Here is a 22,383-nt window from a genome sequence, read left to right on the forward strand (position 1 = left end):
TTATTAATTTTGTAAGGCACTATGACTCGTATAAGTGCAACAGAAGCTCGTGCAAATTTTCAAGAGCTTATTAGTCGTGCTGAGTATAAGGGTGAGCGTATTGTGATTGAGCGTCATGGTAAACCTGCTGTAGCGATTATCAGTCTTGATGATTTGAAATTGCTTGAAGCTATAGAAGACGCTATTGATTCAGAGGCGCTTCGCCGTGCAGTTAGTGAAAATGATGGTTTTACTACGTTAGACGCAATTAGTGCGAAGCGTGGAGATGAGCGAACGCTATAGTTTGAGGATTGCTAAGACTGCTGAAAAGGATTTGAATGATTTACAAGCTAAACAATATAAGCAAGTTGTAGCTAAAATTCTTTCGCTTCAAGGTAATTCTCAACCCCAGGACTGTAAGGCATTGAAGGGTTATGAAGGTGGCTATCGTGTTGATCAAGGTGAGTACAGGATTCTTTACACTATTGACCACGAGAACCAGATGATTGATGTTTTTCGTGTTGGCAAGAGGAATGATGGTGAAGTCTACAAAAATTTGTAGTTTTTCCGGCTTCACTTCTTTTTGCATTGAGTAGCGTTGCAGTAACTTTCAACTTCAAACTTCCACCAACTTCACCAGCTAGTTGGTGAAAGTTTGAAGTCAGGAGTTAGAAGTCAGGGGTCAATTGCGATCGCTGATGACCGTTGCAGTTTTCGTTGCACCTAAACTGCGATCGCCAATGAGCCGACGGTGAGTAACTTGTTAAGATGATGTTGATTCATTTTGAGTCAAAGCAAAACATCACTGATCGCTACTTAGAAGCATGAAGCATCTGTCAGACTACAACTTCTTTGATCCAGAAGTGCTTGTGTGCCCTTATGAATTCTACAAGCTGGCACAGGAGCAAGCACCAATAATGGAGCTACCAAGTCCCTCAACAGAAGCAAAACTCTTTCTTGTTACTCGCTATGAATTAGTGATCGAAATTCTTAAGGATACAAGAGTATTCTCTAGCAATTTCTCGACTTTACTAGCTGGCAAAGAACAACACGATCAAGAGTTGCAGAAAATTTCGGCTCTTGGCTGGCCCCAGATGAACACCCTACTGACGGCAGATCCACCAGAACACGAGCGATTTCGCTCCCTGGTGAATAAGGCATTCACTTCATCGCGTATCAACAAAATGCGTGACTTGATTGAGCAGATTGTTGATGAACTCATTGACAGCTTTATTGATCGCGGCAAGTGTGAATTCGTCAGTGAGTTTGCCGTACCTTTACCGCTCAAAGTTATTGCTCAACAGTTAGGTGTGCCGCAAGCAGATTTGCCGAAGTTCAAGCAATGGTCTGATGCTTTTATTGCCCGTTTAGGTAACTTACTTTCTAGAGAGCAGGAGATCGAGTGTGCTAAAGATGTTGTCGCTTTCCAGCATTATTTTCATGATGTCATAGAGTCACGCCAAAAACAGCCTCAAGATGATTTTATTACTGACTTGGTACAAGCAAAAGTGGATGGAGAGCGATCGCTCGACACTGCTGAACTGCTGAGTATCATTCAGCAAATATTAGTGGCAGGCAATGAGACTGTCACCAGTGCGATCGCAGGTGGGATGTTGTTGCTGACAAACAACAAAGAGCAGATGAAGTTGGTACAAACAGATATTTCCCTGTTAGAGAACTTTGTTGAAGAAGTTTTACGAATGCAAAGTCCGACAGCAGGAATGTGGCGAGTTGTGACGGAAGATACAAAGCTCCAAGATGTCGATCTCAAAGCTGGGTCTTTAGTGATGCTCCGCTTCGATGCTGCTAACCGCGACTCGCTAAAATTTATTAAGGGTGAGCGTTTCGATGTGCGCCGCCAGAATGCCAGCAACCACCTATCTTTTGGTCATGGGATTCATTTTTGTTTGGGCGCTATGCTTGCTCGTAAGGAAATGCAGATCGCATATCAGCGTTTGCTGCTACGGTTGAAGGACATTCGCTTGGCACAAGAAGGATACCAATATTTACCGAACGTACTCATGCGGACACTGAAGCACCTCTATATTGAGTTCGACAAGGCATGATGAACCACCAGTTCGGTAATAAATACTACTAGAATTTCGATAGGAGGTAAAAACAATGCTACGAACCATTGAAGGAATTTATAAAAACGGCAAAATCGAACTAGCTGAAAAACCACAAGGTATTACTGAAAGCAAAGTCTTTGTTACTTTCTTAGAAACAAAAACCATGACTTGGCCAGAAACTATTATGCAACATCAAGGTGTAGTAGAAAGTATTATTTTTGAGTCCTACCGAGACGAACTGCTACCACCTAACGAAATCGAGTTTTAATGATGGGTTATTTACTCGATACCTGCGTAATTAGTGATTTTGTCAAGGGAGAAAAAAATACTCTCAAGCTATTAAAGTCTACTACTCCCACAGATATTTTTATTTCCTCCTTAACAGGAATGGAGATTAAGTATGGATTAGGAATCAATCCTCAACGTGCCTTAAAAATTCAATCATTGATTGAAGCATTGTTAGGTTCGATTACAATTTTACCTTTTGGTGTGGAAGAAGCAGAACTTGCTGCCCAAATTAGAAGTATTTTGAAGACAGCAGGTACTACTATCGGTTCTTATGATGTATTGATCGCAGCAACAGCACTAACTCACAATCATATTGTTGTAACATCTAATATTCGAGAATTTCAAAGAGTAAACGGCTTGCAAATACAGAATTGGCGTTCTTCTTAAATTACATATCAATGTATTGGAAATGGGGCTTTAGGCTATTAATTGGATTTTTGGGGCTGTGGCTACTTCTGGATCTGGGTTCCCGCCTGGGAGCAGAGATTTTTTGGTTTCGGGAAGTCGGCTATCTGCAAGTATTTTTGTTGAGGCTGCTGACTCGTGGTATTTTGTGGGTAGTTGTGGCTGGAATAACTGCTGCCTATCTACTGCTAAACTTGGCTTTAGCACAACGGCTAAAATATTCCCAGTCTCTAAAGATTGAGCAAGCAGAACTCAACAGTGAATTAACAAATTTTCTCAGTCCTAATTATCCAAGACGCAACGAAACCCAGATACTTGCGCCACAACGCTTTCAAGCATTAAAATTACGCTGGTTATTACCCTTAGCTCTGATACTCAGCTTGTTGATTGGGTTAATGCTGGCTCACTATGGTCAAATTGCTCTTTCTTACTGGCATACTCCAGTCAATCAGGCTATTCTACCCGTTCCCGCTCTATTTCGACCGGAGACAATCTGGCAGCTTTTGAAGCAGGTTGTCTCTCAAGTCTGGTATCTCGGTTTAATTGGGGGAGTAGCGATCGCCATCTTAATCTATCCGCAATTTTTACTGACTGCGATCGCAATTCTCTTCAGTCCCATTTTTGCCTTCATCTTATTCCACCACTGGCCCAAGGTGCTGCAATATTTCCACCCCACCCTTTTCAACAGCACTGAGCCTTTATTTGGTCGAGATATCAGCTTTTACGTATTTTCCTTACCCTTTTGGGAACTGCTAGAACTCTGGCTGATGGGGTTATGTTTGTATGGCTTTGTCGCCGTTTCTCTCACTTATCTGTTGTCGGGGGATAGTTTGAGTCAGGGAATTTTCCCCGGTTTTTCGCCCCAGCAACAGCGTCATTTATTCGGTATGGGTGGCTTGTTGATGCTGGTAGTGGCTCTGAGTTATGGGCTGAGTCGCTATGAACTCGTGTATTCTAGCCGGGGAGTGAGTTATGGTGCTAGCTATACCGATGTGACAACCCAGTTGCCAGCTTATACCGTCTTGTGCATTGTGGCAGTAGCGATCGCCTTTTACCTCCTTTGGCGAACCTTTTTCTGGAAACCAAAATCTCGATATCGTCGCTTTGTCTTTTACGGGTTAGGGGTTTATTTAGTATTAGTTGTAGCTGCTGATGTTGTTTTACCGACTGTGGTGCAATATTTAATTGTTCAACCTAATGAGTTGCAACGGGAGCAACCTTACATTCAGCGGACTATCGCCTTGACACGCCAAGCATTCGATCTAGAAGCGATCGATTCTAGAAGCTTCAACCCGCAAGGAACACTGACTGAAGCTGACATTCAAAAGAATGACTTGACAATTCGCAATATTCGCCTATGGGATGAACGACCACTCTTAGAAACTAACCGTCAACTGCAACAAATTCGGCCTTACTATCGGTTCCCCGATGCCGATATTGACCGATATACTCTCAAAACAGATGTAACTTCACGCCGACCATCTGCCCCTCAAAACCCACCAGAACCTCAGCAGGAACCAGTTGAATCAACAGAACGGCGACAGGTATTGATTGCTGCACGGGAATTAGACTATACTGGCGTACCACAGGAAGCTCAAACATGGGTTAACCGCCATTTAATTTATACCCACGGTTTTGGGTTTACTGTTAGCCCAGTTAATACAGTTGGGGCGGGTGGATTACCAGAATATTTTGTCAAAGATATTAGCGGTGATAGTAGCGCTCTGACAACTTCTAGTGAAGCCATTCGTGAAAGTATTCCCATTGGGCAACCCCGAATTTATTACGGTGAAATTGCCAATACCTACGTAATGACTGGCACAAGAGTTAGAGAGCTAGACTATCCTAGCGGTAGTGACAACGTTTACAACTCTTACGATGGTCTGGGTGGTGTTGAAATCGGTTCAGCATGGAGACGCTGGCTATTTGCGATGTATTTGAAAGATTGGCAGATGGTGCTAACGCGGGACTTTTTGCCAGAGACAAGGGTGCTATTGCGGCGAAATGTCAAGGAAAGAATTCAAGCGATCGCGCCTTTTCTAAAATTTGACAGCGACCCCTATTTAGTTGCTGCTGCTGCTAATCAAGATTTTCCCAGTAATCCCAGTTATCTTTATTGGATTGTTGATGCTTACACAACGAGCAATCGCTATCCCTACTCAGACACTGGTAGCGATGGTATCAACTACATTCGTAACTCGATCAAGGTAGTGATTGATGCTTACAACGGCAGCGTTAATTTTTATATTGCAGATCGGAGCGATCCAATCATTGCCACTTGGTCAGCGATATTTCCCAATATGTTCAAACCGCTCAATACAATGCCAGTCAATCTCCGCAGTCATACCCGATATCCGGTGGACTTTTTCAAAATTCAATCTGAGCGGTTGATGACCTACCACATGACCGACCCCCAAGTATTTTACAACCGGGAAGACCAGTGGCAGATTCCTAATGAAATCTATGGCAGTGAACCCCGTCCGGTAGAGCCATATTATTTGATTACTAGTTTACCCACCGTAGACTTTGTTGGCGCAGCCTCTCGTAGAGAAGAATTTCTGCTGTTTTTACCCTATACTCCCAGACAGCGGACTAATTTAATCGCTTGGTTAGCGGCGCGATCGGATGGCAAAAACTACGGGAAGCTGCTGCTATATGTCTTTCCTAAAGAACGCCTGATTTACGGAACAGAGCAAATCGAGGCGCGGATTAACCAAGATCCAGTAATTTCTCAGCAAATTTCCTTGTGGAATCGCCAAGGTTCGAGAGCGATTCAAGGCAATCTACTAGTAATTCCCATTCAGCAATCGCTGCTGTATGTCGAGCCAATCTATCTAGAAGCCACACAGAATAGTCTGCCAACCTTGGTACGGGTAGTAGTTGCTTACGAAAACCGGATTGTCATGGCGCAAACCTTAGAACAAGCATTGCAGGGAATCTTTAAACCAGAAGTTACACCAGCGCCGGCGATTATCCGTCCCTTTGAAGAAGCAGCCCCGCCAGGTTAAGCAATTTTAAAACTAAAAAGTTACATAAGTATCAACATAAAAGGAGTTAAAAAAAGCGCATTTTTTTAACTCTATTTTCCCTATTTTATTTCAGTTTTTTCATCTGAAAATTTTCCTTTAAAAATTGCAGTGACTTTTTTACATACCCTCAAACTCCTTTTCCCAAGCTGCACATAAGATTCAAATTACCGTGTAATAACCTTATAATCAAGGGGGTAATAGAAAATATCCTACTTTTCCTACTTTTCCTAACTTTTATCTATAATCTTTTCCTATACATGGGCAATTTCCAATCAGCTATGAAGATGAATATTAAAACTAACTTATGAAGTATTTATTATGGGATCTTGATAATACACTAAAAAATTATTCACCACTGATGAGCTAGAAAATTTATTATGTCTTTTTTAAATCGGAAAAGTCGATTTTTAAGTAAGTTTAATCGCCGAGATTTAAGGACTAGCCATTTAAGTTGGCTAATTATATCTAGCATCTTTTTATTTTTAGGAACTACTGGTGGTGTAGTTCAAGTTAAAACAGCACAGAAGTCAGGGTTCACACTACAACTTTTACATACTTCCGACCAAGAAGCAGGTGTACCCGCGCTGAAGGATGCACCGAACTTTTCGGCGGTGTTGAATGCACTGAAAAATCAGGATGTTAATGGTGATGGTAAACCTGATTATCCTAATACCTTAATCCTTTCATCTGGAGATGCTTATATTCCCAGTCCCTTCTTATTTGCCAGTGACGCAGCTTTTGGTGGTCAGGGACGAGGAGATATTTTAATTCTAAATGCTCTTGGGTTTGGTGCGATCGCCTTTGGTAATCACGAATTTGACTTAAATACGGGTGTTGTTGCCGACTTGCTGCGTGCTAAAGAAGATTACCCAGGTACAAAATTTCCCTATCTCAGCGCGAATCTGGACTTCAGTACTGATAAAGACCTGGCAAAATTAGTTACTGCTGATGGACTAGAAGCAAGTAAAATTCCGAATAAAATTGCCCGTAGCACCATCATTACCGTCAATGGTGAAAAAATTGCTGTAGTTGGGGCGACAACTCCCACACTGCGGACTATTTCTTCTCCCGGTGGTGTGACTGTGTTGCCTAAAAAATTTAATGACCGTGATACCGCAGACATCGCTGCTTTGGCTGCTGAAATTCAAACTTCTGTTGATACGCTGCTGACAAAAAACCCAGAGATTAATAAAGTCATTCTATTAGCACACATGCAGCAAATTGCCATTGAGCAAAAGCTAGCACAATTACTTAAGGGAGTAGATATTATTATTGCTGGTGGTTCCAATACCTTACTAGCGGACAAAACAGACCGTCTGCGCGTGGGTGATAAATCTGCTGGAACTTATCCAATCATCAAAAAAGCCGCAGATGGTAATCCGATAGCTGTAGTTAATACCGATGGAAACTATCGCTATGTTGGTCGGCTAGTAGTTAACTTTGATGCCAAGGGAGTAATAATTCCTAAAAGTATTGACCCCAAAATCAGCGGTGCTTATGCGACTGATTCCCAAGGTGTAGCAGCTGTAGGTGGGAAACCTGATGCCAAAATTGTTGCCATTACAGAAGCGCTCAAAAAAGTGATTGTTGCCCAAGATGGTCAGATTTTTGGGAAAACCAATGTTTTTCTTAACGGCTGGCGGGGTGATGTCCGCACCCAAGAAACCAATTTCGGTAATTTGACAGCCGAAGCTAATTTAGCGATCGCTAAACGATACGATCCTAAAACTGTTATTTCCATTAAAAATGGTGGTGGTATCCGTGACAATATCGGTATCTATACCTTTCCCCCAGGTTCGACTCGCTCACAGGATGTTATCAAACTGCCACCCCAAGCGAATCCTATAGCAGGCAAGAAAGAAAAAGAAATTTCTCAACTTGATATCGCCAACGCTTTACGGTTTAACAATAGCTTGACTTTAGTGACTTTAAATGCTAAAGAACTAATAGCAGTAATTGAACATAGTGTAGCAGCCATAGCGCCAGGTGCTACCCCTGGCAGTTTTCCCCAAGTAGCGGGATTAGCCTTTAGCTTTGACCCAGATTTGCCAGCAGGTAAGCGTGTTAAATCCCTGGCTATCAAAGATAGAAAAGGCAAAATTATTGATGTAGTGGTGAAAAATGCAGAGTTAGTGGGTGACTCTAATCGCATTTTCCGCACTGTCACCTTAAATTTCCTCGCAAATGGTGGTGATGGTTATCCTTTTCCTAAAAGAGAACGGGTTGATTTGACATCAAAAGATGCTAAACGTACAGGTTTAGCCACCTTTGCTGCTGATGGTTCTGAACAAGATGCATTAGCAGAATATCTGGCTGCTAACTTTAAGCAGATTCCATTTGCTCAGCAGGATGTACCAGCTACCGAAGATACTCGCATTCAAAATCTGAAGTTGCATGAAGAAGAGGGTAAAGGGGAAGGGGTAAAGGGGAAGGGGTAAAGGGGAAGGGGTAAAGGGGAAGGGGTAAAGGAATGGAATTTTTCCTTTCCCTTTAACCTTTCACTTTACCCCTGCATTTATACCCGTAGGGAAAAGTTTTTAATTATTTCCCTTTACCCTTTACCCTTTCCCCTTTCCCCTTCTCAATAAAGATGTGGTATTTTGAATCAATGGTCAGAATTCCAGTAATTGATTTCACTAATTTTACTAAGGGCAACGCCATAACTCGGCAAGCTGTCATCAAACAAATCTATGAAGCTTGTCACGAAATTGGCTTCATGTATTTGCAAAATTCGGGAATATCAAAAGACCTGATTGAGGAAGTATTCACTCACAGCAAATCTTTTTTCAATTTACCTTTACAAGTTAAGCAAAAGCAAGCTTGGAGTGATGAATTTAGTAATATGGGTTACGTTGGGATTGAGAGAGAACGTCTTGATCCCAATAAACCAGGTGACTTAAAAGAGGCTTTTAATGTCAACAAACAAGCGGTGGGGATAGATGCTTCTCTTGTCACCTTTTATGATAATTGTACAGAACTTGCTAACACGATATTACAAGCTTATGCGTTGGCGTTGGAATTGCCAGAAGATTTTTTTACTATAAGACATAATCAACAAAATCATACCTTGCGCTTACTCCACTATCCACCATTGCAGACACCACCCAAACCCGGACAGGTGCGTGCTGGTGAGCATTCCGATTATGGCAGTATTACCTTACTTTTCCAAGATGACATTGGCGGGTTAGAAGTACAGACAGTATCTAGAGAGTGGATTGTTGCGCCTGCAATTCCTGATACTGTAATAGTCAATACTGGGGATTTAATGCAACGGTGGACAAATCATCGATTTTGCTCAACTAAGCACCGAGTGATGATTCCCAGTGATGATAGGGTAAATCAGTCTCGGTATTCTATGGCTTTTTTCTGTCATCCTAATGATGATACAGAAATTGCTTGTTTGGAGAGTTGCCAGAAAGAACAATCGCCTATTTATCCCCCCATCTTTGCGGGAGAATATCTTTTAAGCCGTTTACAAGCAACTTATGGTAATTCGTAATTCGTAATACAACTCTTGGAGAGGCTACGCGGTAGTTGAGCGAAGTCGAAACTCAGTACAAGTTCGTAATTCGTAATTAAAAAAGACATTTAATATGAAAACCTACGATTGGATTGTGGTTGGTGGTGGAATTACGGGTGCTGCACTCGCTTATGAACTGGCTAAAAGTGGGTTTTCTGTACTTTTGTTGGAGCAATACATCAGACCAGAGAATGCAACTCGCTATAGTTATGGTGGGCTTGCCTATTGGTCGGGTACTACACCACTAACTCAGCTATTGTGCGAAGAAGCGATCGCACGTTACCATATCTTATCTCAAGAGTTAGACGCTGATATTCAATTTCGGGAATTAGATTTATTACTGACTATTTCGACCGATAACGACCCAGAAACAACTGCGGCATTATACAATGATTGTGCCATTCCACCCCGTTTACTCAGTATTCAAGAAGCTTGTGAGTTGGAACCGCAGCTAAATCGAGAGGCGATATCTGGGGCTTTAACTGTCAAACACGGTCATATTCACCCAGAAAAAACATCACTTGCTTACATCCAAGCTTTTGAACGGGCTGGGGGTGAAATCCAGATTACCCAAGTATTGCAAGTATTGCAAAATGGTGTCCAAACCACCAGTGCAACTTTTCACAGCGCTAACGTTGTCGTTTGTGCGGGTGGACTCAGCCGCCAGCTTCTCAAATCTGCTGGTGTTTCCATCAAGCTGTATTTTACCCACGAAGAAATCATTGAAACCCCAGCCGTTGATGTCAGGTTACGCACCTTAGTTATGCCAGCGAATCAGCAACGGTTTCGACTAGAAGCTGAATCTACTCAAGTTGATGAATTATGGGATGAACTTGGTAATGAGTTAGTACCACCGATTTTAGATGTGGGTGCGATTCAGTTTCAAGATGGTAGTATTCGCATTGGGCAGATTAGCCGTGCGATCGCAGATCCTCAAGCCAAGGTAAACTCAGACGTAAGCGAAAAATGGTTGCGAAAAGGTGTTGGTCAAATTTTACCAGCATTGGAGCATTTACCAGGGACTTGGTATCACTGCTTAGTGGCATTTAGTAGCAATCAACTTCCCTTAATTGGTGCTATTCCAGGATTGGAAGGGGTTCATGTTTTCTCTGGGTTTAGTAATCCCCTAGTACTGATACCACCTTTGGCAAAGCGCTTTGCTAATTTTGCAACTGGCCAGGAAGATGAAATTATTACACAAATGCTCATCTAAAAGCCCGCAGCGAAAAACACAAATCTTACTGATGCTGATACATGAGGTACAGTCAAACTTTGGGGTTAAAGGTTTTTTCTCCCCCTTTTCCCTTTAACCGAAGCGTATTGATAGATACGAGAATCTTTATCTTTATAAAGTTCACAAAGCTTAATCTTGAAAAGTTTATTTTTTATTACAAAACCAAACCTTTTTGTATAAGTCGTCACTTTTTGCTAGTAAACTATCGCACTAATATCACACTTTAAAGATTGATATTGTCAGCTTTCTATAAGTTGGCTGATTCATCAACAGGGAAATTCATAAAAAGATGAGAAGACAATTTAACCGACGCAAGTTTATAATCTACGGTTCTTTAACTTTTGGAAGCAGCTTTTTTTTAAAAGCTTGCGCGAATAATTCTCCAACTGCAACACAGAGTCCAGCTGCGACTCCTACGGCTTCACCAGCAGTAGCCGCCGCTGGTGACACTATCAAAGTCGGTATTTTGCACTCTCTGAGTGGTACGATGTCTATTAGTGAAAAAAGCGTTGTTGATGCTGAAAAGTTAGCAATCAAAGAAATTAACGCTGCTGGTGGTGTTTTAGGTAAACAAATTGAAGCAATTACCGAAGATGGCGCTTCTAACTGGGATACTTTTAGAGAAAAAGCAACTAAGCTAATCGATCAAGATAAAGTCGCTGTAGTCTTTGGTTGTTGGACTTCTGCTAGCCGCAAGAACGTTAAGCCAGTATTCGAGAGCAAAAACCACATGCTCTGGTATCCTGTACAATACGAAGGTCAAGAGTGTTCTAAAAACATTTTCTACACTGGCGCGGCGCCAAATCAACAAATTGAACCATCTGTTGATTGGCTGTTAAAAAATAAGGGCAAAGAATTCTTCTTAGTTGGCTCTGACTACGTTTTTCCCCGGACAGCTAATACCATCATTAAAGCTCAATTAGAAGCTTTAGGCGGAAAAACAGTTGGTGAAGATTATTTACCTCTTGGTAACACAGAAGTTACACCAATTATCACTAAAATTAAGCAAACTTTGCCCAATGGTGGCGTGATTTACAACACCTTAAATGGTGATAGCAATGTTGCTTTCTTCAAACAATTAAAAGGGGCTGGATTGACACCAGATAAATATCCCTCTATGTCTGTAAGTATTGCTGAAGAAGAAGTGAAAGCAATTGGTGTAGAGTATCTCAAAGGTCATTATGCAGCTTGGAACTATTTCCAAACAGTAGACACACCTGCTAATAAGAAGTTTGTCGCAGCTTTCAAAAAAGAATACGGTGAAAATCGGGTGACAAATGACCCAATGGAAGCAGCATACATTGCAGTTTATTTGTGGAAACAAGCAGTCCAAAAAGCTGGTACTACAGATATAGCTAAGGTAAGCGCTGCGGCTTATGGTCAAACTCTAGATGCACCTGAAGGTAAAGTGACAATGGATGCCAATCATCACATATCCAAAATTGTGCGGATTGGTCAAGTTAGGCAAGATGGTTTATTTGATATTGTCTATGCTACTCCAACAGCGGTTGAGCCAGTTCCTTGGAATCAATTTGTGAAAGAAACTAAGGGATTTGCTTGTGATTGGAGTGACCCTGCTAAAGGTGGTAAGTACAAGAAAGCCTAAATAATTCGTAATTCGTAATTCGTAATTAATTACAAATTACGAATTAGTCAATTTTTTTTCATTTCCAGGTTCTTCCGCTTCTATAGGAGGCTCCACCTCCTAATAGGCATTTCCAGTCTGAGACTGGGAACGAGGCACACGAGACACTAACTAATCGCTGATAGCTGTTATGGAGAAATAAGTGTTAGCAGGATTTTTAGAAGCTGTATTTAATGGTATTAGTATTGGCGCTGTATTATTGATTGCCGCGTTGGGACTAGCCATTATATTTGGATTGATGGGTGTCATCAATATGGCGCATGGTGAATTGATGATGTTCGGCGCTTATACAACTTATGTTGTCCAAAATGTATGTAAGCAATTGGGTGGGGTGTGGTTTGAAGTCTATATATTTTTGGCTTTGATTATCGCGTTTATATTCACGGCTGCTGTGGGATTAATTCTAGAAAAAGGCGTGATTCGTTATCTCTATGGACGCCCATTAGAAACTCTATTGGCAACTTGGGGAGTAAGTTTAATTTTTCAGCAGTTTGTTCGCAGCGTGAATTGGGTATTGATAATTGGTCTAGGCTTATTTTCTCTATTGTTTTTTGGAGGGTTATGGATTTTAAATTCCCGCACAGATTTGGGAAGGGTTCGTAACTGGATTGTGGCGGTGATATTTTTATTATCGCTGGGGGTAACAATTACAACAGGCAATTTATTGAGTCAAACTTATCAGTTAGCAGTAACTCAACCTTGGTTTGGCGCTCAAAATGTAGATGTAACAGCACCGACTTGGTTACAAGCAGGGATATCTTTAGGTGGCGTGCAATTGCCCTTTGCCAGATTATTTATTATTGCTTTGACAATAATCTGTGTGGCAGGAATTTACTTATTTTTACAACGTTCTAGCTGGGGTTTAAGAATTCGGGCGGTGACGCAAAACCGGAGTATGAGTGCTTGTTTGGGTATCCCAACTCAAAAGGTAGATGCGATTACTTTTGCACTGGGTTCGGGTTTAGCTGGTGTGGCGGGATGTGCGATTAGTTTGCTTGGTTCTGTAGGGCCAAATACCGGACAAAACTATATTATTGATACTTTTATGGTGGTTGTCGTTGGAGGTGTGGGCAATTTAGCCGGGACGATTGTGGCTGCTTTGGGTATTGGTACGGCTAATTTTTTAATTGGTTCTGGAACTCTGGCTTTGTTGTTGACTCCTGTTAAACCTTTGGCTGATTTGTTTACTTTTTTTGCGACGACGAGTATGGCTAAGGTGATGGTATTTGCGCTGATTATTGTGTTTTTGCAGTGGAAGCCTGGGGGGATTTTTCCGCAGAAGGGACGTACTGTTGATGTTTAAACCGCAGAGACGCAGAGGACGCAGAGAATGAGGAAGAGGAGGGGAGGAGGGTTATTAATTGAGGTGGGGGTGACGATCGCGATCGCACTCTTCCTTATAATTGTTATGCCAGTGGTGCTGTCGGAGTTTCGCCTGAATTTGTTGGGGCGATTTCTGTCGCTGGCGATCGCAGCTTTGGGTATCGATTTGATTTGGGGGTATACTGGTTTATTGAGTTTGGGACATGGTATTTTCTTTGGTTTGGGTGGATATGCGATCGCAATGTACCTGAAGCTGCAAGTTCCTACTGGAGAATTGCCTGATTTCATGGGACTTTATGGAGTTACGGAACTTCCCGCCTTTTGGCAACCTTTTTATTCTTTTCCTTTGACAATAGCTTTGGTGGTACTAATTCCAGGGTTATTGGCGGGATTGTTGGGATATTTGGTTTTCCGAAATCGTCTCAAGGGAGTTTATTTTTCCATCTTGACTCAAGCCGGAACTATTGTATTTTTCAACTTCTTTAACGGTCAACAACAATTTTTCAACGGCACGAATGGACTAATAGATTTTACAACTTTGTTTGGCGCAACAGTTAGCGATGCCAAAACACAGTTTGTTTTCTACACGCTGACGGTAGTGTTTCTCGCAATCACCTACGGTATTTGTCGCTGGTTGACAACTGGACGCTTTGGGAGGTTGTTGATAGCGATTCGGGATGATGAAAGTCGGGTAAGATTTTCTGGCTATGACCCTACAGATTTTAAGGTGTTGGTGTTTGCAGTTTCCGGTGCGATCGCAGGTGTAGCAGGAGCATTCTACACCATTCAAAGTGGTTCTGTATCACCTAGAGCAATGGATATTGCCTTTTCCATTGAAATGGTGATTTGGGTGGCTGTAGGCGGACGCGCTACTTTAATTGGCGCGATTGTCGGAACTTTGTTAGTCAATTATGCCCGGACTTTTTTAAGCGAACAATTTGCCGAAATCTGGCTATTTTTCCAAGGCGCACTATTTTTGATAGTCGTCACAGTCCTTCCTGACGGCATCGTGGGATGGTTGCGTAGTCAGAATATTTCTCTTTTCCACCGTCGTCAAGAAATTGCTACATATCCCACCTTGGAAGAAGACCCGGAAGTGCAACATGAACGCGAAAATATTGGAAACTGAAAATGTAACTGTTAGTTTTGACGGTTTTAAGGCTTTAAACCAGCTTAACTTTAGTATGGATGTAGGTGAATTACGGGTAGTAATTGGCCCCAATGGTGCGGGAAAGACAACGTTTCTGGATGTAATTACCGGGAAAGTTCAGCCAACCGTGGGGCGAGTTTTATTCAAAGGAAGAAATCTGCGTTCTTTACCTGAATATAAAATTGCCCGATTAGGAATTGGGCGCAAGTTTCAAACACCTCGAATTTACTTAAACTTAACACCCCGTGAAAATCTAGAAATTACCAGTCACAAGAAGAAAAATGTCTTTTCTACTTTGTTTGAACGTTCTCATGCTGTGGAAAAGAATCATATTAAAGGATTATTAGAAACTATCGGATTAACGCCGAAAGCCGATATCAAAGCAGCTTTACTTTCTCACGGAGAAAAGCAACGTTTAGAAATTGGGATGTTAGTAGCACAGTCTCCAGATTTATTACTTGTTGATGAACCCGTTGCTGGTTTAACAGATGAAGAAACATACAACATTGGCGAATTACTTTTAGCACTAGCGCAAAGTCATTCAATTTTAGTAATTGAACATGATATGGAATTTGTGCGTCAAATTGCCAAGAAAGTAACGGTGTTACATGAAGGTTCGGTGTTGTGCGAAGGAAATTTTGAAGAAGTGCAAAATGATTCTCGTGTAATTGAAGTATATCTGGGAAAACAGGAAGAATGAAAAACTCGATTCCACTTTCTATTCGCTTGGTAATTTTGGTAGGTTTGCGCTGTTAAACACCTGCTCTACTGTTAGCGGCCAATCAGCAACTACCACTGATTCCATGCAAGTCGCACCTATAAATATCTTATCCTCATACTGTCCCTCTACCCACTGGCAAATTGTAATTTGTTGCATCTGTGGGTCAACAATCCAATACTCCAATATTTCCCTAGCAGCATACTCCGTCCGCTTGTAGCGATAATCACGAACACGGTTCGCTGTTCCCGGAGAAACAATTTCAATCACTAGCGCAGGCGGCGGCATATCACGGGTGATAGTAGCACGAGTAGCACCGATAAGGGCAGCATAAGATTCTTCTGTGTGAACCATTAAGTCAGGTAAACGACATCTCGCCCGTCGCCCCGCCACCTCAATTTCTGTATCTTTGTGAGCAACTAAATAAAATGCGAAATGTTTTAGTAGTTCAACAAATAGAAATCTTGCCAGATTGCTATTTTCCTGACTTTCTGGTGGCATCTCGACTAGTTCTCCATCCACCAATTCATAGCGCGTGTCTGTACCATCGTCATAGGTAAGATACTCCTCAAAGGTCAGCAGTTTTGGGGTTGTCGTCGTTTGGGTCATTTGCTTTGCCTTCTTACCCTATACAGACTACCACTTTTTCTAAAACGCGGGATGTACGTTTTTTACGAGACATAAATTTGCTCTTTTAAGATACTTCTAGTTAAGAAGAATAGTAGGTTGGGTTGAGGAACGAAACCCAACATTATCAAGGCTTTGTTGGGTAACGCTTAAGCTCAACCCAACCTACGCCAGTTTTAGTTTTTAGCCTTAACTGAACCGTAAATATCTAGGCATAAATAAATTTATTGTTTGTAGTCAGGACTTTAGTCCTCATAATCCTTGCTCTGAGTGATAAGTTGCTCGCTACAAACTAGGAATTTATTTTATATTTAATTATGTCTACCTACTTATTATCCTATATCCTATTATCAAAACTTGATTATTCAGTGGATAAGAATTTGTCAAAGCCAGTTACCAACTAAAACATAAGGTGCCCAGTAGCCAGGACGACTGTAATTGGGATAATCTTTTAACAACTTTACTTGGGCACGACGCAAGGCTTCAGCCTTTGTCACCTGATTTTTAACTAACTCACGATAAAATTCACCAATTAAGATCGCAGTAGATTTATCACTGATATGCCATAGTGAGGCCAAGGTACTACGGGCACCGGCTTTCACGGATGCTCCCGCTAGCCCTAGCGTGGCGCGATTGTCACCAGTAGCGGTTTGGCAAGCACTTAACACCAGCATTTCCAAGGCTTCTGAGCGAGTTTGATCCCGACGGCGCAGCAAGCTATCAAATTGCGTAACGTTAATCGGCCCATCGTTTGCAAGTATAAAAGTATTCTCAACATTAGAGCTAAATTGACCGTGAGTTGCCAAATGTAACACATTAAATGGTACAGTATTTACCTTACTCTCTAGGTTTTTGCTGTTGAAGTCTCGATCTAGTAACTGGGTGGTAGAGGCGATCGCTTGGGAAATAGAGTCGAATTCTGATTTAATTTCTGGTAGTGGTGGAAATCGCTGTTGAAAGCCTTGTGGTGGTTGCACTAACCCAGCAGCTAGAACATTGAGTTTTGTTTGTGTTAAGGGTTTGAGTGCGAGTAACTGGAGTCCTAAGCTGAGTGTTACAGCGTATTTTTCTACCAGATATTGCTGACCGTCATACAATATGGCCATTGGCACATTTCGCAATATGCCATCAAGTACGAATACAAGGGTTTTGACTCCACTAGCTTTTAAATCTGACTCAATTTCTTTGATTAACCACCCATAGACTTCTTGTGATAACGCTTGCACTTCCTCATTCCGATCGGGTTCTAATAGATACTCTCTGAGTTGTTTTATAGTACCTTCTACCTCATTCTGGGACTTATTGACTGTATAACTACGCAGTGGTTGTTTAGGAATTTTGACAATTACTTGCAGTTGATCAGGCAGAATAATTGGATAAATAATTGCGGCTGTGGGATTATCTTTATCTACCACTGTGTCAAGCAAAACAGTTTTGGCATTAATGCAAGCTTCCCGGAAAAAGTCGTCTAATTCCGCTAGTTGCAGTGCTTCAATTCTCTGTCTAGCTTTGTCTAGGATTGGTTCGCTGGGATGAGTTTGCTGAAACTGCAACAATAATTCTACGGACTCTCGATATACAGGTTCTACACTTTCTTTAAAAGAAAACTGGATATCTCGATTCACAACTACTAAGTCACTACGGAGAGTCTGCAACTCACCGATCGCAGTATCATAGCTGGCAATAGCACCCTCAATCTCTTCCTGCTGTTTTAACAAGCGTCCTAACTGCCAATGCCAACGATAAGCGATATCTGGGGCGTTGATTGTTTCGGCTATGTTCAGTGCCTGTTGGGTGAGGTTCTGGGCTATTGACCATTGTTTAGTTTGTTCGTATACACTGCCTAGAGTCCCAAGGGCAAAGCTCTCGGCTCGTTTATCTGCTAAATTTTCAGCTTGTTGCAGGGCCCTCGCGCAGATTTGAGCGATCGCTTGGGGTGTAGTCCCGAATTTCATCAAGCTTTGAGCTAGATTAATCTGCGCATAAATAGTTGTCACAGAAGCAGGTAGTTGTGTCAGTTGAGTTTGGATTTGCGGCAATAATGTCTGCACGGCGGCTGTTTGTCCCGTGTTCACTAGTAAGTTCAACTGATTAACTTGAGCCTGAACTTTACTAATCGGGTTAGGAGCGATCGCAGCAGCTTGCTGATAGAACTCTATTGCACCCTTAAAATCTTGCTGTACTTGTGCCGTGTTGCCTAAACTGAATAAAGCCGCGCTCACATCCTGGGGAGAATTCAATTTTTGGGCAATTGACAAACTTTGCTGTAATACCTGACGGGATTGATTCAAATCTCCGGCTAATTGCAGAGCATTCCCGAAAGACCGTAATTCTACTGCTTTACTGATTGAATTAGGTTTTGATTGTAACTCCTGCTGCAATTGAGTCAAGATTGTCAAACCCCGACGGTAAAATCCCAAAACTTGCCATGCTTGTGCTTGATTGATGCGATCGCGGATCATGCCATTGCGATCGCCTAATTGCTTATAGCTGGCTTCCGCACGTTGCCAGGTGTTAAGCGCCTGTTCAGCTTGTCCCAAGTCTAGTTGAATACTACCTTGAATATCTAGAATTGGAGCCAAAACCTGAAGATTTTGAGAATTAGAGGATTTTTCGAGCAACTTCAAGCTATCTGTAATTGCCTGTTGCGCGGGTGGCAAATTACCCAGTTTTTGATATGCCAACGCCAAATTACTTAATGCCACAGCTTGCTGCAATTCATTGCCTTGGCTGCCAAAACTTTTAACTGCTTGTTGCAAAACTCTAGCCGCTTCTGCAAATTTTCCTGCCTCATACAGCACTTTCCCCTGTTGCAGCAAGTCTTGTGTTTGTGCAGGAGGATTTTTAATTGACACTCCAAGAGTTACGATATTTTGCGTATCTATAGTTGCAGCAACAGGAAAAGCAGTAACGTACAAAAAAGCTGTCACCAGAACCAAGAGGATGAAAACAGGCAACTTATGGTTTTTAAAGGGACGAATCAACCACCTGTTGCATTTGTTATATATCTGTTGCCACTGATTGTTTTTATGACTCTTGGGTTTCATAAAAATTCCTCCCCCAATTGGGGTAACGAATTATTGACTACAAGACATAGCAGAGGGAATAGAAGAACTTTGCCCAGATTGAGCCACAAGCATAATATCACCCTTAGCATCAACAATCCATCCTTGAGCCTCCACAATCGGCTCGGTAGATTTGGTCATAGTTGCAGTAGATAATTTCTCCGTGACTCTGGCTGTTGCTTGTGCGGGCAAATCTACCCAACCAGTAATCACTGCTCGTCCTCGCAACGGTTCATTAGGACTTTGGGGTAATCCACCGCGTCCGGTAGCGATAAAACGACTAGCGTTTTTTCCTCTTCTGGGAGTGCAACCTTGGGCAATTTGTTGGGATGCATCCACGAGGTTGGAAGGTAGTTGAGTTAAGCCGCGACTAGGGTCAGTATCTGGACTGTTGATAGTTACTTCCCCGCTCACCCCCAATTCTGAACTCGCTGTAATGTCACTGTTTTCGGTTAGGCGTTTTTGCGGCAGAATACCGAAAATACCGTTTGTTGTAATGTCAACTCTACCACCAGTTCCAGTGAAAGCGTTAGCGCTAATATCGCTATTTTCTTTAGGAACGGCGACAATGAAAGGGCTATTAATGATGAGATTACCGCCATTGCCACCGAATTCGCTACTGCCAGCAGTGGTAGAAATTTGACTATGATTGCGTAGTAATAATAAGTCTTGCAACTTCAGGGTAATATTACCACCATTCCCCACTCTGGTTATGGCGGCGATCGCTCCTTGATTATCCAGGCTCAGAGAACGAGCTTGGATCTCAAGGTCGCCTGCCGTCCCCGCTCCGTTACTACTGACAGTGACTTCACCTCCATCCCGAACACTCATCTGTTCAGTTTCAATCTTTAAACTTCCCCCACGACCAGTACCTTCTGGCTTCACCGCAGCGCTGATTTGGCTGTTAAAGTTACCATTTGGTGATTTTCCAACGACTTCTACAGATTTCGACGCATGAATTCGCAATCTACCTGCATTGCCCACTCCAGCAGTTCTAACTGATATTATTGCACCACCTCTCACACTCAAGCGATCGGTTTCAATTGTTAAATCACCACCGTTGCCTCTGGGTGGAATAACTGTTCTTTCATCTGCGTCTACTTCAATACCTGCATTGATCCCTGTAGCAAAGAGATTATCAACAGGTGTATCAAATATATCTACCTCAGAAGCCCGAATTGTGAGATTACCAGCGTCGCCTTGACCAAAAGTAGCGACTTGCACTCTGCCTCCATTACTGACACTCAAGCGTTTTGTCTCAATGGTCAAGTTGCCGCCGCGACCCTCACCTCTAGGGTTTACCTGAGCGAATAAGCCAGCAGGATTTTCAAGATTAGATGTAAACGATTTGATCTTTCCACTGATTTCCACTGACTCGGCAGCGTGAATAGTCAAATTTCCTGCAAACCCTTTACGGTAAACACTGCTTCCCACTTGACTATCAATGATATTCATCGTGACAGTTTCAATGTTTATATTGCCAGCATTCCCTTGTCCAAAAGTACTGGCAGATAGCTGTCCTTCTCGGACAATCAACTGATTGGTATTAATTGCCAAATCTCCCGCTGTTCCTGTACTTTGTGTTTGAGTCAACAAGCTGCTGGGAAAGGGAAATAGACTATTACTATTAGTAGCAAATCCTATCAGTTTAACTGATTGGGAGGCATTTACCGTCAAACTTCCTCCAGCCCCACTACCGTTAGTTCGAGCTGAAATCGCTGCTCCATCTTGGATTAACAACTGATTGGTGTTAATCGTAATCTTTCCTGCGGGCCCTGTGCTATAAGCGTTAGAACTTATTTTGCTAGGATACCATCTATTAGGAAACTGTGGCAGAATCGCAGTACCGACTAGCTGCACTGATTCGGCATTTACTGTTATATTCCCTCCAACCCCTTTACCTTCGTTATCAGTTGTGATTCCGGCTCCATTTTGGATGAGTAACTGTCTAGTGTTAATCGTGATGTCTCCGGCGTCTCCCACTCCATTAGATGCAGCAAACATACCAGTAGAGCCTAAATTGGGATTATCTGGAATACCGATTATTTGCACCGATTCTGAGGCATTCACGGTCAAATTTCCTGCCACACCTGCATTCGTTGTACTAGATGAAATCTTTCCCCCTGCTAAGATTTGTAACTGTCTGGTGTTAATTGTCAGGTCTCCTGCATCTCCTGTCCCAAAAGTTTCAGCAAATAAACCGCTACGAATTCCAGTAGGTGATTCTCCAACGACTTGCACTGATTCGGAAGCATTTACATTCAATCCTTTTCCAGGTAATGCTCCTAAAGTGCTGGCTTCAATCTGGGAACCTCCATTGACGGTAACTCCTTTACCCCACACTTGAATAGCGCCGCCACCTTCACCACTGGTACTAACCAAGGCTTGATTACTGAGTGAGATATCGGCTTTAGCTAGATTATCAGGAACAATCAAACTCAAATTATTACCATCCACATTCAGTCCAACTGTCCCCTCACCTGCAATTCCTGCCAATTCCACTCGCCCACCCGGAGCATTCAATTTACCTTCGTTGATGGCAATTTCTCCACCCACTAATAGCAAACTCTGACCATCTGGTACTCGTAGACCAAAGATATTATCTCCTGCTGGTGCAATTGACCTGTTTTCAATTCTGCCAGCTTGAAGTTGATTGAATAGTAAAGCAGAAGGATTAATTGTTAGTAATGAAGAAGGAGTCTGAGGATTAGTTGCACTAAATTCCAACCCATTGCCAAACACAAAAGAATTAGCCGTAGTCCCTATAAAGGAACCCGCCACATCCAGGCGTGCATTATTCCCAAATAAAATACCATTGGGATTGATCAAAAACAAATTTGCACCACCATCCACCCCTAAAGTGCCGAGAATATTGGAGATATTACTTCCCGTCACCCGTGTGAGAATATTGGAGATTCCGGTGGGATTGGCAAAATAAACACGCTGCAACTCACCCACATTGAATTCCTGGAAACTATGGAACAGGTTTGCACCGCGAGTTGCTCCACCATCAATGCGGTCAGCCGGAAGTCCTTCAATATTGACATTAGGAGTGATTCTTGAAGAGTTATCACCTAATGTTCCATCAGGGGTAATCTGGGCTAAGGCGTGATTTTCAGAACAAAATATGCCGTGAGCAAGCACTCCAATAATGCCTAAAACTTCTAATAAATCTGAGTGCCAATTCCTATCTTTACAGGTTGTCATATCAGAACTAGCCTCGCTTGCTCATTTCCTACCTGTGAATATGCAATTTTCTTACGCCACAGCTTTGAGCCACATCTTCAAGGGTTTTCAGCTAGCCGTCCCGATCAATTTTTCTACAATTAAT

The 22,383-nt window shown here is 42.3% G+C and carries 16 protein-coding genes; 13 read left to right on the forward strand and 3 right to left on the reverse strand.

Translation table 11 applies throughout. The features are described 5' to 3' along the window. Positions 1–21 precede the first annotated feature (21 nt). The 13 genes from RMX69_RS00850 to urtD all read left to right on the forward strand — a co-directional run bounded on the left by RMX69_RS00850 (position 22) and on the right by urtD (position 15,342). A complete protein-coding gene (locus tag RMX69_RS00850; RefSeq protein ID WP_322636158.1) occupies positions 22–282 on the forward strand; it encodes a type II toxin-antitoxin system Phd/YefM family antitoxin in 261 nt (86 codons plus the stop codon). Then, positions 266–541, forward strand: a complete 276-nt coding sequence (locus RMX69_RS00855) for a type II toxin-antitoxin system RelE family toxin (RefSeq protein ID WP_289799835.1) — start codon at positions 266–268, stop codon at positions 539–541. The genes RMX69_RS00850 and RMX69_RS00855 overlap by 17 nt, the downstream gene beginning before the upstream one ends. Before the next feature lie 262 nt (positions 542–803). Further along, positions 804–2,045 carry a cytochrome P450 gene (locus RMX69_RS00860; RefSeq protein WP_322636159.1) on the forward strand — a complete coding sequence of 414 codons (1,242 nt, stop codon included), beginning with the start codon at positions 804–806 and terminating at the stop codon, positions 2,043–2,045. A 55-nt stretch (positions 2,046–2,100) separates the two neighbouring features. Next, entirely contained in the window at positions 2,101–2,316 is a 216-nt protein-coding gene (locus tag RMX69_RS00865) for a hypothetical protein (protein ID WP_322636160.1), read from the forward strand. Beyond that, positions 2,316–2,723: a type II toxin-antitoxin system VapC family toxin gene (locus RMX69_RS00870; protein WP_322636162.1), complete on the forward strand. Its 408-nt coding sequence runs from the start codon at positions 2,316–2,318 to the stop codon at positions 2,721–2,723. Before RMX69_RS00865 ends, RMX69_RS00870 begins: the two co-directional genes overlap by 1 nt. An 11-nt stretch (positions 2,724–2,734) precedes the next feature. After that, positions 2,735–5,749, forward strand: coding sequence for a UPF0182 family protein (locus RMX69_RS00875; RefSeq protein WP_322636163.1), 3,015 nt, complete (start codon positions 2,735–2,737; stop codon positions 5,747–5,749). A gap of 398 nt (positions 5,750–6,147) precedes the next feature. Next, a complete protein-coding gene (locus RMX69_RS00880) occupies positions 6,148–8,208 on the forward strand; it encodes a bifunctional metallophosphatase/5'-nucleotidase (protein WP_322636164.1) in 2,061 nt (686 codons plus the stop codon). A gap of 170 nt (positions 8,209–8,378) precedes the next feature. Beyond that, on the forward strand, positions 8,379–9,269 hold the full coding sequence (locus RMX69_RS00885; protein ID WP_322636165.1) for an isopenicillin N synthase family dioxygenase: 891 nt from the start codon (positions 8,379–8,381) through the stop codon (positions 9,267–9,269). A gap of 94 nt (positions 9,270–9,363) precedes the next feature. Then, positions 9,364–10,503 carry an FAD-binding oxidoreductase gene (locus RMX69_RS00890; protein ID WP_322636166.1) on the forward strand — a complete coding sequence of 380 codons (1,140 nt, stop codon included), beginning with the start codon at positions 9,364–9,366 and terminating at the stop codon, positions 10,501–10,503. A gap of 310 nt (positions 10,504–10,813) precedes the next feature. Then, a complete protein-coding gene (gene urtA / locus RMX69_RS00895; protein WP_322636167.1) occupies positions 10,814–12,130 on the forward strand; it encodes an urea ABC transporter substrate-binding protein in 1,317 nt (438 codons plus the stop codon). Between the two features lie 181 nt (positions 12,131–12,311). Beyond that, positions 12,312–13,472, forward strand: coding sequence for an urea ABC transporter permease subunit UrtB (urtB, locus tag RMX69_RS00900; RefSeq protein WP_289799823.1), 1,161 nt, complete (start codon positions 12,312–12,314; stop codon positions 13,470–13,472). Between the two features lie 27 nt (positions 13,473–13,499). Beyond that, a complete protein-coding gene (gene urtC, locus RMX69_RS00905; RefSeq protein ID WP_322636168.1) occupies positions 13,500–14,621 on the forward strand; it encodes an urea ABC transporter permease subunit UrtC in 1,122 nt (373 codons plus the stop codon). Then, positions 14,596–15,342, forward strand: a complete 747-nt coding sequence (urtD, locus tag RMX69_RS00910; RefSeq protein ID WP_322636169.1) for an urea ABC transporter ATP-binding protein UrtD — start codon at positions 14,596–14,598, stop codon at positions 15,340–15,342. Before urtC ends, urtD begins: the two co-directional genes overlap by 26 nt. Positions 15,343–15,360: 18 nt before the next feature. Here the strand turns inward: urtD and RMX69_RS00915 are convergent, their stop codons facing one another. From RMX69_RS00915 to RMX69_RS00925, 3 genes are all read right to left on the reverse strand, one after another. Next, on the reverse strand, positions 15,361–15,969 hold the full coding sequence (locus RMX69_RS00915) for a Uma2 family endonuclease (protein WP_322636170.1): 609 nt from the start codon (positions 15,967–15,969) through the stop codon (positions 15,361–15,363). Positions 15,970–16,370: 401 nt separating this feature from the next. After that, complete coding sequence (locus tag RMX69_RS00920; protein ID WP_322636171.1) at positions 16,371–19,034, reverse strand: CHAT domain-containing protein; 2,664 nt, start codon at positions 19,032–19,034, stop codon at positions 16,371–16,373. Positions 19,035–19,064: 30 nt separating this feature from the next. After that, positions 19,065–22,259, reverse strand: a complete 3,195-nt coding sequence (locus tag RMX69_RS00925) for an S-layer family protein (RefSeq protein ID WP_322636172.1) — start codon at positions 22,257–22,259, stop codon at positions 19,065–19,067. Positions 22,260–22,383 lie beyond the last annotated feature (124 nt).

Source organism: Nostoc sp. EspVER01 (genome assembly GCF_034530635.1).
Taxonomy (GTDB): Bacteria; Cyanobacteriota; Cyanobacteriia; order Cyanobacteriales; family Nostocaceae; genus Nostoc.